Here is a 12,385-nt window from a genome sequence, read left to right as displayed (position 1 = left end):
GATCGCGTCCTGGGCGACACCCTCGCGGAACTGATCCGTCTCTGACCGTCACACGCCAGACCCAGCGCCCCCTGTGGGGATCCGGACCGGCGGTGGGGGCGTCCCCGGAGTCCCCGAATCGGTGGGATGGCATGCAGTAGCGGCAGGAGCTCGGCGCGATCCGTCCACGGAGCAGCGGTCCGGATCAGTTCAGCGACGGGGGGACCCAGGCGTGATGACGCAGGATCATACGTGTGGCCACCCGGGACGGTGTCAGTCGCATCGCCGTGTTCCGCAGGGTGACGGCCAGTGGGTGGGAAAGCCGTTGGCCCATTCTGCCGGCCTGCCGGGCAGCCCGAGCGACGGCCTGGCTGCGAGGCCGGCGCTCGGCGTCGTAGCGCGCGAGTGCGGCCTCGACGGTGGACTCGGTGCCGAGGGCGGCGGCCAGGACGACTGCGTCCTCCAGCGCCTGGCAGGCTCCCTGTCCGAGGTTGGGTGTCATCGCATGGGCCGCGTCGCCGAGCAGCGCGATCCGACCGACCGCGTATGAGGGGAGCGGCGTGCGCAGTTCGTGCACATCGTGATGCAACACGGCCTCGGGCCGGGTCGCGTCGAGCAGGGCGGGGATCGGGTCGTGCCAGGTGCGGAACCGTCGGAGCAGTTCGGCCAGCGGGTCGGCGAACCGCGTTCCGGCGGGATGACTGAGAACCGCGTGCCACTCGGCCCGCCCGTCCCGGAAGGCGATGTGCCCGAACTCCGTACCTCGGCCCCAGGTCAGTTCGAAGTCGGCCCGCAGAGGGACCGCGTGCTCGGTGATGGCGCGCAGCACCGTCGAACCGCTGTAGACCGGGCCGGGATGGTCCGGGAAGAGACGGCTGCGGATTTTGCTGCCGATGCCGTCGGCCGCCACCACCAGATCGGCGTTCAGGACCGCGGCGCCGCAGTCGACTTGAACCGTCCCAGGGCCGGCCTGCCCGACCCCGGTCACCTCCGAGCCGATCACCAGGGATTCGGCGGGCAGGGCGTCGCGGAGCAGTCGATGCAGGGTGGAGCGCGGGATGCCCATGATCGGCGTGCCCACCGCCTTCTCCAGGGCCGAGCCGTCCATCCGGGCCAGCCGGCCGCCCTGGGGCGTCCGAGTGCCGCCGCTGTACTGGCCCTGCGATGCGTCCCGAACCGCCGCGCCGACCCCGAGTTCGTCCAGTGCCCGCAGGCCGTTGGCGGCCAGTGAAATGCCTGCCCCCGCGTCCTCGAGCATGGAGACACGCTCGAGGACCGTCACGTCCCATCCGATGCGGAACAGACCGATCGCGGCGGCCAGCCCCCCGATGCCCCCTCCGACCACCACTGCAGTGTTCCCCATCTCGGAGCCCCCTTCTTTCTACATCTGTAGAAGGACACCTTATCCCGAGTCTCTACGGGTGTAGAAAGAGGCCATGGCTTCAGATCGACGCACGCTTCTGGCAGACGCGGCTCTCGACGTGCTCGTCGACGAAGGGATGCGCGGTCTGACCCACCGCGCCGTCGACCGGAAATCCGCCATGCCGCCCGGCACCACCTCGGCCTACTTCCGCACCCGTGCCGCGCTGCTGACCGGCCTCGTAACGCGCCTGGTCGAACTGGACCAGGCGGAACTTCAAACGACGGCCGAAGCACTTCCACGTCTGCGCACCGCCGAGCAGCTGGTGGACGGCATGGTGCTGCTCACTCGGCAGCGACTCACCGGCGAGGGCCGCCGCCGCTCGCTCGCCCGCCATGCCTGCACCGTCGAGAGCGTGCGCGACCCGGAGCTGCGGGAGATCCTCGTGCCCCGCGAGAACGCCGGCCGCGAGGCCGTCCGGCTGTTCCTCGCCACGCACGGCGTCACGGACGTCGAGAACCGCACTCACACTCTGCTGACCTGCATCGACGGACTGGTCTTCGATCGACTGGTGAACGGCGGCGAAGTACCGCGCGAGGCTCTGGAAGGCCTGGTTGCCGCCGCGCTGCGTTAGGACCCGGTCGCCCGTGGTCCTGCTCGAACCGGCCGACAGCCTCAGCCCCTCCGCCGCCTGCGAACCTCAGTCCGAAACGATCAGTAAGTCGGGAGGCAGCGTGCAGTTCGTCGTACGGTTTCGTCACCGCTGTACAGTGCCCGCGTGCACCGGATCTTGGTGGTGGGTAGCACGGGTGCGGGCAAGTCCACCCTCGCGCGGGCCGTGAGCGAGCGTCTGGACGTGCCCTACCACGAGATGGACGCGCTGTATTTCGTCGGCCCCGACTGGGCTGTCAACGACAAGCTGGGCGAGGCGGTGTCCCGCGTCCTGGCCGAACCCCGCTGGATCATCGACAGCATCGGCTACCCGGAGGTCCGTGACCTGCTCTGGGAGCAGGCGGACACCGTGCTCTGGCTGGACTACGGCAAGCGTGTCGTGATGCCGCGCGTCCTGCGCCGCTCCCTGCGGCGCACGGTGACCCGCGAGCGCGTCTTCGGCGGCAACCGGGAGACCTGGGCGGGCTGGCTCAGCAGGGAACACCCGGTGTGGTGGGCCTGGTCGCAGCACGCGGGCCGCCGCAGCGAGATCGCACGGCGTACGAGCGATCCCCGCTTCGCACCCCTCCACACCATCCGGTTCCCGCATCCGGACGACACCGCCGCCTGGTTGGCGTCCCTGTGATGCCGCAAGCGGCTTCGGTGCCTGCGCTCACGCCTGCCGTGGTGGCAGCACCCGTCCCAGATACGGCGCCGTAGCGCTCCCCGCCACGCCCGCCACCTGCGTCGGCGTCCCGGCCGCCACGATCCGCCCGCCCGCGTCCCCGCCGCCCGGCCCCAGGTCGATCACCCAGTCCGCGCCGGCGACGACGGACATGTCGTGCTCGACGACGATCACCGTGTGACCGGCCTCGACGAGACCGTGCAGCTGCCGCATCAGAACCTCTATGTCCGCCGGATGCAGACCGGTGGTCGGCTCGTCGAGCAGGTAGAGGGTGTGGCCGCGGCGGCCGCGCTGCAACTCGCCGGCCAGCTTGATGCGCTGGGCCTCGCCGCCGGAGAGCGCGGTGGCGGGCTGGCCCAGGCGCAGGTACCCCAGGCCCACGTCCAGCAGGGCGGCGAGACTGCGCGCCACCGCCGGGGTGTCCGCGAAGAACTCCGCCGCGCTCTCCACCGTCAGGTCCAGCACCTGCGCGATGTTCCGGCCCCGGTACGTCACTTGCAGCGTCTCGGGGTTGTAGCGGTCCCCGCCGCAGTCCGGACACGGCGCATACGTGCTCGGCAGGAACAGCAGCTCGACGCTGACGAACCCCTCGCCCTGGCAGGTCTCGCAGCGCCCGCCGGCGACGTTGAACGAGAAGCGGCCGACGCCGTAACCGCGGGCCTGTGCCTCCTCGGTGGCCGCGAACACCTTGCGTACGACGTCGAAGAGGCCCGTGTAGGTGGCGAGGTTGGAGCGCGGGGTGCGGCCGATGGGCTTCTGGTCGACGGAGACCAGGCGTTGCACGCCCGTCAGCTCCTCGGTGATCTCGCCGATGAGCGTCGACTTGCCGGACCCGGAGACGCCGGTGACGGCGGTGAACACACCGAGCGGGAACTCGGCCGTCACCCCGCGCAGGTTGTGCCGGGTGATGGGCCCGACCTTCAACTGGCCGCGGGCTGTGCGCACTTGGCGTACGGCGGTGGGGGAGCGGTCGAAGAGGAAGCGGGCCGTCGCGGACTGCGGGACCGAGGCGAGGTCCGCCACCGGTCCGCTGTACAGCACCTCTCCGCCGTGCTCGCCCGCGAGCGGGCCCACGTCCACCAGCCAGTCGGCGCCGCGCATGACGTCGAGGTGGTGCTCCACCACGAACACCGAGTTGCCCGACGACTTCAGCCGCTCCAGGACCGTGAGCAGCGCCTCGGTGTCCGCCGGGTGCAGGCCCGCGGACGGCTCGTCGAGGACGTAGACGACACCGAACAGTCCGGAGCGCAGCTGAGTGGCCAGGCGCAGCCGTTGCAGCTCGCCCGCCGAGAGGGTGGGGGTGGAGCGGTCCAGGCTGAGGTAGCCCAGGCCGAGTTCGAGGACCGGCGCGATACGGGAGGTGAGGTCCTCGGTGAGGACGCGGGCGGTCTCGTTACCCGCCACCAGACAGCCCACGAGGTCGGTCAGCGGCAGCGCGGCCAGCTCGGCGATCGTACGGCCAGCGAAGGTCACCGCGAGCGCCTCCGGACGCAGCCTGCTGCCGCCGCACGCAGGGCAGGGCGCACTGGTCAGGAAGCGTTCGGCCTTGGCCCGCAGCGTGGGGCTCTTGGAGTCGGAGAAGGTCTTCATGACGTAGCGGCGGGCGCTCATGTACGTGCCCTGGTACGGCCGCTGGATGCGGTCCGCGTCCCGTACCGGGTGCACCGTGACGACCGGCTGCTCGTCGGTGAAGAGGATCCACTCCCGCTGGTCGGCCGGGAGTTCGCGCCACGGCCGGTCCACGTCGTGCCCGAGCGCGTCGAGGATGTCGCGGAGGTTCTTGCCCTGCCAGGCGCCCGGCCAGGCGGCGATCGCGCCGTCGCGGATCGACAGCGACGGGTCGGGGACCAGCAACTCCTCGGTCGTACGGTGGACCCGGCCCAGCCCGTGGCACTCCGGGCAGGCGCCGACGGCCGTGTTGGGCGAGAAGGCGTCGGAGTCGAGACGCGCGGCGCCGGGCGGGTAGTCGCCGGCCCGGGAGAACAGCATCCGCAGGGAGTTCGACAGGTTGGTGACCGTGCCGACGGACGATCGGGACGTCGGGGCCGAGCGCCGCTGCTGGAGGGAGACCGCGGGCGGCAGTCCCGTGATCTCGCCGACCTTCGGCGCGCCGACCTGGTGGATCAGTCGGCGCGCGTACGGGGCGACGGACTCGAAGTAGCGGCGCTGGGCCTCGGCGTAGATGGTGCCGAAGGCGAGCGAGGACTTCCCCGACCCGGAGACCCCTGTGAACACGGTCAACACGTCCCGCGGGATGTCGACGTCCACGCCCTTGAGGTTGTGCTCGCGGGCGCCGCGGACGCGGACGTAGGGGTCGTGTGGGTCGGGCATGAACGGAACTCCGTGCGGGTTCGGCTGCGGCGGGACAAACGCCGCGATTCTAATCCGTCGGCGTCGCCTGCCGGGCGTCGTCCCAGGTCACGCCGGGTAGGGCGCGGCCTCGCGGGCCGAGCGCAGTGCACCGGCCCACCAGGCCAGCTGCTCCAGCAGCGTCTTGGCGTACCCGGCGGCGTCGGGGTCGAGGGGGCGTCCGTCCTGCCAGGCGGTGAAGTAGTTCGGAAAGGCGAGACCGTCGCGGATGGTCACCGCGTGCAGCTCGGTCAGCACGTTCTCCAGGTGGAGCACGGCGTGCCGGCCGCCTGCCGCGCCGCCGTAGCTGACGAAGGCGACGGGCTTGGCCGTCCACTGGGTGAAGTGCCAGTCGATGGCCGCCTTCAGGGAGGCGGGATAGCTGTGGTTGTACTCCGGTGTGACCACGACGAACGCGTCGGCGCCCTCCAAGGCCGACGTCAGTGCCGCCATCCCGGCCGGACGGGGGTAGGCGTCACCGGCGTACTTCGGCGACTGGGCGGGCAGCGCCAACGGGATGTCGAACTCGGCCAGGTCGACGACCTCCACGTCGAAACCACCGTGCGCGCCCGCCTGTACGGCCACCCACGAGGCCACCACCGGGCCGAACCGTCCGTCCCGGACGCTTCCGACGATGATCACCAGCTTGTGCCTGCTCTGCTCGTTGTTGTCCATGCCCACCACGGTCATGCCGCGCCCCGACCGCAACCAGACCGTGCTCAGGCTGGCCCCCACAGGGCCAGGCTGAGCCCTCCGCGAGCAGCGGGCAGCGGCCTATGCTCGCCCCATGGGCACGCCGTTGGGGGACTTCATCCGGGCCAAGCGCGACAGCATCCAGCCCGAGTCGCTGGGACTGCCGAATCACGGCCGCCGCCGCTCACCGGGCCTGCGGCGGGTGGACCTCGCCGCGCGGGCCGGCATCAGCGTCGAGTACCTCACCCGCATGGAGCAGGGCCGGGACCGCAACCCGTCGGTGGCGGTGGTCAACGCGCTCGCCGATGCGCTCAGCCTCGATGCGGCCGAACGCAACCACCTGCGCTACCTCGCGAAGATCACCGGCGGCGCGTGTGTCGCCCACACCCAGCCCGCGCCTCCCCGCCGCGAGGTCCGCCCCTCCGTCCTGGAGACACTCCGCCTCCTCGAGCCGGGCATCGCCATGGTCACCAACCGGCTGGGCGACGTCCTCGCCCACACGAGCGGCTACGCGTCGGTGATGAGCGGCACCGGACTGCTCGACCCGGACACCCCGAACCTCACCCGCTACGTCTTCACCGACCCGCGCGCCCGGACGCTCTTCGCCGACTGGGACGACATCGCCGACCAGCAGGCCTTCGACCTGTGGCTGGCACCGTCGGCCGAGAGTTCCGAGTGGTTCAGCACCGAACTCGCCCCCGTCGCCGGCCCCGACTTCACGAGCCGCCTGCACCGTCACGTGGTGCCACAGCGCGGGGACCTCCGCCTCGACCACCCGTCCGGGTACGAGCTTCGACTGATCCGTGAGGTGCTCGAACTCCCTGCGGACGCCCAGCAGTTGGTCGTACTCCTGCCCGCGGACGAACGGACGGCCCAGGCCGTCGACCAACTCCGCCGCCGGGCCCGCGGAGGGCTGCGGGCCATCTCGTGAGGCCGGGCCGTCGTCCTTGATCGGTTCGTCTGTTTCGCGCGCGGGATCGGCTTCGAGCTGATGTGCTGGACCCTGGGACTTTCGCCCCGTTCCTGCCCACCCCGGAGGGACAGATGAGCACTACCTATCGAGTCGCGCAGGCGATCGAGGCCGGCGGCCCGTTCCAGATCGTCGAGCGCGAGGTGCCGCAGCCGGGCCCCGGCCATGTACGGGTGGCGGTGGAGGCCTGCGGGGTCTGCCACAGCGACACCCTGTTCGTGAACGGCGGCGCTCCGGGCATCAGTTTCCCCGTGGTCCCCGGACATGAGATCGCCGGACGGATCGAAGCGCTCGGCGAGGGCGCAGCGGAACAGGGCTGGCAGGCGGGCGACCGCGTGACGGTCGGCTGGTTCGGCGGCAGCTGCGGCCACTGCACGCCCTGCCGGCAGGGCGACTTCGTCGTCTGCGTGAACCTCAAGGTGCCCGGCTGGGCGTACGACGGCGGCTTCGCCGAGATGCTGATCGCCCCGGTCGACGCCCTGGCCCGGATCCCGGACGCCCTGTCCGCGACCGACGCCGGACCCATGGCCTGCGCGGGCGTGACCACCTACAACGGGCTGCGGCGCAGCCCCGCGCGGCCGGGTGATCTGGTCGCCGTGCTCGGGCTGGGCGGCCTGGGGCACCTTGGCGTGCAGTACGCGGTGGCGATGGGCTTCGAGACCGTGGCGATCGCCCGCGGGGCCGAGAAGGCCGACTTCGCCAAGCAGCTCGGCGCCCACCACTACGTCGACAGCACGGCGGCCACCCCCGTCGCACAGGCGCTGCAGTCCCTCGGCGGCGCCAGGGTCGTACTGGCCACGGCGGGCAATTCCCAGGCCATCACGGCCACCGTGGACGGCCTGGCACCCCGCGGCGAACTCGTCGCCATCGGGGCGGACCCCGAACCCCTGGGCATCAGCCCGGTCCAGCTGCTCATGAGCGGCAGGATCGTCCGCGGCCACCCGTCCGGCACCGCGCAGGACGTGCAGGACACCATGGCCTTCAGCGCCCTGCACGGCATCCGCCCGATGACCGAGACCCTGCCCCTGGACCAGGCCGGCGAGGCCTACCGGAAGATGCTCTCCGGCACCGCCCGCTTCCGGATGGTGATCACTACCGGGAGGTGATCCGGGCGAGGCGCCGGTACGAGTCGACCAGCGCCGCACGGTCGTACGTACTGGTCGTCACCAGCACCTCCTGCGCGCCGGTCTCCTTCAGCACCGTCTCCAGCTGGTGCGCGACCTGCTCCTCGGTGCCCGCGATGTGCCCGGCGAGCCCGGACTCGTAGAACCCGCGCTCCTTGCCGGTCATGGCGAGACCCTCTACGCGCTCGGCGGGCGGCAGCGGCGGGAAGGTGCCGTGCGTGCGGGAGTACGCCATCGACCAGGCCTCCGGGACCAGCAGCCGCCGCGCCTCCTCGGGCGTGGCGGCCACGGCGACCGTGCCGGAGATGACGACGTACGGTTCGCTCGCCCACGGGGAGGGCCGGAAATGGGCGCGGTAGTGGTCGATGCCGCGCTGCATCTTCTCGCGGCCTCGCAGGTCACCGATGACCATCGGCAGGCCCGCGCGGGCCGCGACCGCGGCGCCCTCGCCCATGGCCAGCACGAACGGCGGCACGGTCAGGCCCTCCGCTGGGCGCGCGTGCACGCCCGTCGGGGACGTCCCGTGGAACCAGCCCAGCAGCTCCTCCAGCTGCGCCCCGAAGTCCTCGGCGTCGTCCTTGTCCCGCCCCAGCGCCTTGCGCACACCGCCGGTGAAGCCGACCGACCGCCCCAGCCCCATGTCGATCCGCCCCGGGAACAGCGACTCCAGCACCCCGAACTGCTCGGCCACGACCAGCGGTTGGTGGTTGGGCAGCATCACACCGCCCGTGCCGACCCGGATCGTGCGCGTGGCACCCGCTACGGCGGCCGCCAGCACGGTGGGCGCGGAACCGGCCACGCCCGGCACGCCGTGATGCTCGGACACCCAGAACCGGTGATAGCCGAGCTCCTCCAGCTCCTGCGCCAGCCGCACGGTGTCGCGTAGCGCCTCCGCGTCCGTGTGGCCCTCGCGGATGCGGGAGCGGTCGAGGACGGAGAAGCGGGTGGCGGCGATCAGGGAGCTCACACGCAGTTCAACGCGTGACGGGCCACGGCATTCCCGCCCACCTGCCGCTGCCGGTCACATGAGGTCCTGTTGATCCTCCGGTGCCTTCTCCAGCTGTTTCGAACTTACAGATGTCGTCGATGCCGTACGTGTCCCAGGCGGGGAACGGGTCGCCGTCCGGGAGACGTTCACCGGGCCGTATACGGCGCATCGTGGTCCCGCGCGGCCGACGGCTTCGCCCGCGACGACGGCGCCACCCTGGGCGATGCCGCCGAGCGCGGCCTCACCTCGCTCATGTCGTTGAGGATCACGGCCACCCGCAAGCCTGCGCGATGGGCGAGGACATGGTTGAGGAGCGTGGTCTTGCACGCCCCCACGAAGCCGGACAGAACGGTGACGGGCAGGCGGGCATGCGGCTTGTCGTACGGCATCGCGGGCTCAGCGTTCGGGGCGCAGCAACCCGCGCTCGTACGCCTTGACCAGGTGCTGCGGTACGAGGTGGCGCACGCCGTCGAGGGTGAGCGGTACGAGTTGCGGGGTGGTCGCCTTCCACTGGGCGCGGCGGTGACGGGTGTTGCTGCGGGACATCTTCCGCTTGGGGACAGCCATGGGAAACCTCCTCGGTGGGCGAGCACCGAAGACGCTACATGAAAATGGATCCCATTAACAATTGATGGGTGCGTGGTTCACCTGCGGCTGCGCACGCGTGCCTCCCGAGGCGGCTGGATGAACTGCAGCTCCAGCGTCACGGGCGGCTCGGCGATGCCCGGACCGCCCGCCGCCGCCCAGCCGGCGAGCTCCTCCGTGCAGTCCTCGTCCATGGCGAACCCGACCCAGGTGGCCCGCCCGCCGGCCCGGCGCCCCGCCGCCGACGGCTGCACGACGATGACGTTCGCCTGGTCGCAGGGGCCCAGACAGTCGGTCGTACGGACCTGGAAGCCGTGCTCGGCAGCCGCGGCGCGCAGCCGCTCCAACTGCCAGGCGTGGTCCGTGCCGGGGTGCTTGCGCGGGTCGCCGCAGCAGCAGCCCCGGCAGACGACGAGGGTGCAGGGGCGCTGCTGGGCGGCGCCGATCAACGTGCGGCGGGGGGAGGGAAACGCGGATGGCATGGGAGAAGCATGATCCATCCGCCCTGCGTCCCGCCGCACCGGGGCGGTCGGATCAGAACCGGGCGCCGATGTTCGCTCCGCCCCGCGGCACCGGGAACTGCGGTGCCGGGTCCGTGCTGGGGCCGAGGAGGCGCTCCAAGTTCCTTCCAGATCGTAGGAGTTGGCTTTGGGTGTAGGCGGAGTCACGGCTCAGGGGGACCGGACCGGTGCTGCCGTCGTCGGTGAAGCCGTTCGCCGCGTTTTGTGTTCTCCCGCCTCCGACTGCCTGTGGTGTCGCTCAGCAGTGGCCGCCGGTGGCGGGATGGTTGCCCATCACCGGCGGCGGGATGCGGAGCCGGAGTACTTGGACCGGTTGCGTCAGTGGTCGGCGTGGTCGCGGTTGTTGCAGGCGTCGTCCACCGCCTGGTCGGTGACGGGTGCGAACACCGGGACGAGCGCGAGTGCTTCCTTGCAGAGCCCGGTGGCGAGGGGGCTTCGGTGGCTGACGTTCATGTGGCCGCGGGGGTTGTCGTCGTTGTCCGCGTGGGCTGGGGTGGCGAGCGCAAGTCCGGTCATGGTGAGCACGGCAAGCACGCTGATCTTCTTCATAGCCCAGTCAACGACCTCGGATCGGACCAGGTCACGCGGCTGTTCGAGGCCAATGCGCCGGCCGCCGGGCGCCCACCGGCAGGCCAGGGCAAGGCAGCGATCACTCCGCCGATCCGGGATTGCGTTGTTTGGCCTGGAAGCGTGCCTTCTTCTGACGATTCCCGCACGTGTTCATGTCGCACCACTTCCGGGTGCGGCTTTGGCTGGTGTCGAAGAACGCCGCTCGGCAGGTCGGTGAGGCGCACAAGGCCAGCTTTCCGTCGCGTTCGCCCGCGATGATGCTGATCGCGTCGGCAGCGATCACGCCGAGGGCGTCTTCCACGCGGGAAGCCGAGCTGAGCCGCCACTGCCGCTTGCCCTCGGCCGTCAGGAACGCCGAGGCCCGGCCCTGGGCGCTGCGATCGTTGATGACCCGGACAGCGGGCGCAGGAAGTGCATCCTGGAGCGCGGCCGCTGTCGCGACGGCGTGAATCGACTCCCTCAGTTCACGAGCGAGATCGAGCTGGGCAGGGGTGCAGGAGTCCACTGCGAGGCCGCTCACGGTCAGCCAGTCGACGAGTCGCTGCGGGGTGGGAATGCGCTCCACGGCGTTGCCATGACGCTCCGACAGAGTGCCCGTGAAGCTGGTCGCCAGGACGCTGCCGAGCCGGAAGTCGGGGAACCCATCACGCATGGAACCACCTTAGCCGGTTGCGCCGTGGCTCGGAGAGCTGTTAGAACCGTCTTAGCCGGTTCCTCGATGGCCAGGAGGTCTCATGTCCCGTCCAGCCAACGACGTACAAGCATTTGAAACCCACGCAACTGACGCCGATCTCGACGATCTGCGCGCGCGATTGGCCGCCGCGCGGCTGCCGGAGGCCGAAACGGTCCATCCCGCCGGGCCCGGTCCTCGCCGCTGGGACCAGGGTGTTCCTCTCGCCGACCTCGTCGACGTCGTGAACTACTGGCGCACCGGGTACAACTGGCGGTCGTTCGAAGAGCGCCTCAACCGGATCGGCCAGTTCCGTACGACCATCGACGATCTGGGAATCCACTTCCTGCACCGCCGATCCGCGCGTGCGGACGCCACTCCTCTGCTCATGACGCACGGCTGGCCGGACAGCATTGCTCGGTTCATCGATGTGGTGGACGAACTGGCGGATCCGAAAGATGCGGACACCCCGGCGTTCCACGTCGTGGTCCCGTCGCTGCCGGGCTTCGGTTACAGCGACAAGCCCGCCACCACCGGCTGGGGGACCGAAAAGATCGCGGCCGCGTGGGTGGAACTGATGGGGAGGCTCGGCTACAGCAGGTTCCTGGCCCACGGCGGCGACTGGGGAGGCAATGTCACCACGGTTCTCGGCGGCAGGTTCCCGGCGCACGTGCTCGGTATCCACACGACGTTCGCGGAGGGACCGCCCGGGCTGTCGACGGACGGGCTCACGGCGGTGGAGCGCAGGTGGGCCGAGGAGACCCACCATTTCTGGCGTCACCGGGCGGCCTACGCGAAGCAGCAGGCGACCCGGCCGCAGACCATCGGCTACTCACTCGTCGATTCACCGGTCGGGCTTCTGGCTTGGATCCTCGACAAGTTCGCCGAGTGGTCGGACACGGAGGACAGCCCGTTCGAGACGATTTCAAGAGACCGCGTTCTCGATGACGTCACCCTGTATTGGCTGACACGGACGGGTGCGTCGGCGGCCCGCATCTACTACGAGAGCCACAACTCGCTCGATCCGGAACTCCGGGTCGACGTCCCGTCGGCAGTCACCATGTATCCCCGCGACGTCGAGAAGTGCCCGCGCCCCTGGGCACAGGAGCGGTACCGGCAGATCGTCCGATGGAGTTCGCCGGAAACCGGGGGACATTTCCCGTCGCTGGAAGTTCCCGAGTATTTCGTCAAGGACGTGCAGGAAGGCCTCACGGCAGTGCTGGCGGCCAATCGCTGACCG

At 70.7% G+C, this 12,385-nt stretch carries 13 protein-coding genes and 1 pseudogene; 5 read left to right on the top strand and 9 right to left on the bottom strand.

The annotated features are described in order from the left end of the window. Window positions 1-184: 184 nt before the first annotated feature. Complete coding sequence (locus ACFY1E_RS41370; protein ID WP_389085996.1) at window positions 185-1,342, bottom strand: FAD-dependent monooxygenase; 1,158 nt, start codon at window positions 1,340-1,342, stop codon at window positions 185-187. A 73-nt stretch (window positions 1,343-1,415) separates the two neighbouring features. On the opposite strand from ACFY1E_RS41370, the gene ACFY1E_RS41365 reads away from it, so the two are divergent. Next, window positions 1,416-1,973 (top strand): TetR/AcrR family transcriptional regulator, encoded by a 558-nt coding sequence (locus ACFY1E_RS41365; RefSeq protein WP_389085993.1) that lies wholly within the window; start codon window positions 1,416-1,418, stop codon window positions 1,971-1,973. Between the two features lie 144 nt (window positions 1,974-2,117). Beyond that, window positions 2,118-2,636 carry an AAA family ATPase gene (locus ACFY1E_RS41360; protein ID WP_389085991.1) on the top strand — a complete coding sequence of 173 codons (519 nt, stop codon included), beginning with the start codon at window positions 2,118-2,120 and terminating at the stop codon, window positions 2,634-2,636. Window positions 2,637-2,663: 27 nt separating this feature from the next. Here the strand turns inward: ACFY1E_RS41360 and ACFY1E_RS41355 are convergent, their stop codons facing one another. Continuing rightward, window positions 2,664-5,006 (bottom strand): ATP-binding cassette domain-containing protein, encoded by a 2,343-nt coding sequence (locus ACFY1E_RS41355; protein ID WP_389085988.1) that lies wholly within the window; start codon window positions 5,004-5,006, stop codon window positions 2,664-2,666. Between the two features lie 87 nt (window positions 5,007-5,093). Then, entirely contained in the window at window positions 5,094-5,714 is a 621-nt protein-coding gene (locus tag ACFY1E_RS41350; protein ID WP_389086213.1) for an NADPH-dependent FMN reductase, read from the bottom strand. A 97-nt stretch (window positions 5,715-5,811) separates the two neighbouring features. Between ACFY1E_RS41350 and ACFY1E_RS41345 the strand changes: the two genes are divergently transcribed. Both ACFY1E_RS41345 and ACFY1E_RS41340 read left to right on the top strand, forming a co-directional pair. After that, window positions 5,812-6,648, top strand: coding sequence for a helix-turn-helix domain-containing protein (locus tag ACFY1E_RS41345; protein WP_389085986.1), 837 nt, complete (start codon window positions 5,812-5,814; stop codon window positions 6,646-6,648). 113 nt (window positions 6,649-6,761) lie between these two features. Further along, the gene (locus ACFY1E_RS41340) at window positions 6,762-7,793 is read left to right on the top strand and encodes an alcohol dehydrogenase (RefSeq protein ID WP_389085983.1); all 1,032 of its coding nucleotides are present in this window, start codon (window positions 6,762-6,764) and stop codon (window positions 7,791-7,793) included. On the opposite strand, the gene ACFY1E_RS41335 is transcribed toward ACFY1E_RS41340, so the two are convergent. From ACFY1E_RS41335 to ACFY1E_RS41310, 6 genes and pseudogenes are all read right to left on the bottom strand, one after another. Beyond that, window positions 7,780-8,778, bottom strand: coding sequence for an LLM class flavin-dependent oxidoreductase (locus ACFY1E_RS41335; RefSeq protein ID WP_389085981.1), 999 nt, complete (start codon window positions 8,776-8,778; stop codon window positions 7,780-7,782). The genes ACFY1E_RS41340 and ACFY1E_RS41335 overlap by 14 nt on opposite strands. Before the next feature lie 263 nt (window positions 8,779-9,041). Further along, a pseudogene (locus ACFY1E_RS41330) lies at window positions 9,042-9,170 on the bottom strand (GTP-binding protein); the annotation flags it as partial. Between the two features lie 25 nt (window positions 9,171-9,195). After that, window positions 9,196-9,366, bottom strand: coding sequence for a 50S ribosomal protein L32 (gene rpmF / locus ACFY1E_RS41325; RefSeq protein ID WP_389085979.1), 171 nt, complete (start codon window positions 9,364-9,366; stop codon window positions 9,196-9,198). A 77-nt stretch (window positions 9,367-9,443) separates the two neighbouring features. Then, complete coding sequence (locus ACFY1E_RS41320) at window positions 9,444-9,866, bottom strand: (2Fe-2S) ferredoxin domain-containing protein (RefSeq protein ID WP_389085977.1); 423 nt, start codon at window positions 9,864-9,866, stop codon at window positions 9,444-9,446. Between the two features lie 357 nt (window positions 9,867-10,223). After that, a complete protein-coding gene (locus ACFY1E_RS41315; protein WP_389085974.1) occupies window positions 10,224-10,454 on the bottom strand; it encodes a hypothetical protein in 231 nt (76 codons plus the stop codon). A 100-nt stretch (window positions 10,455-10,554) separates the two neighbouring features. Further along, complete coding sequence (locus tag ACFY1E_RS41310; protein ID WP_389085972.1) at window positions 10,555-11,127, bottom strand: CGNR zinc finger domain-containing protein; 573 nt, start codon at window positions 11,125-11,127, stop codon at window positions 10,555-10,557. A gap of 82 nt (window positions 11,128-11,209) precedes the next feature. Here ACFY1E_RS41310 and ACFY1E_RS41305 point away from each other — a divergent pair, with 82 nt between their 5' ends. Next, on the top strand, window positions 11,210-12,382 hold the full coding sequence (locus ACFY1E_RS41305; protein ID WP_389085970.1) for an epoxide hydrolase family protein: 1,173 nt from the start codon (window positions 11,210-11,212) through the stop codon (window positions 12,380-12,382). Window positions 12,383-12,385 lie beyond the last annotated feature (3 nt).

It is taken from the genome of Streptomyces sp. NPDC001604, assembly GCF_042893475.1.
Lineage (GTDB): Bacteria > Actinomycetota > Actinomycetes > Streptomycetales > Streptomycetaceae > Streptomyces.
The sequence above is the reverse complement of the archived record's forward strand: the minus strand, read 5'-3'. Positions and strand labels throughout refer to the sequence as shown.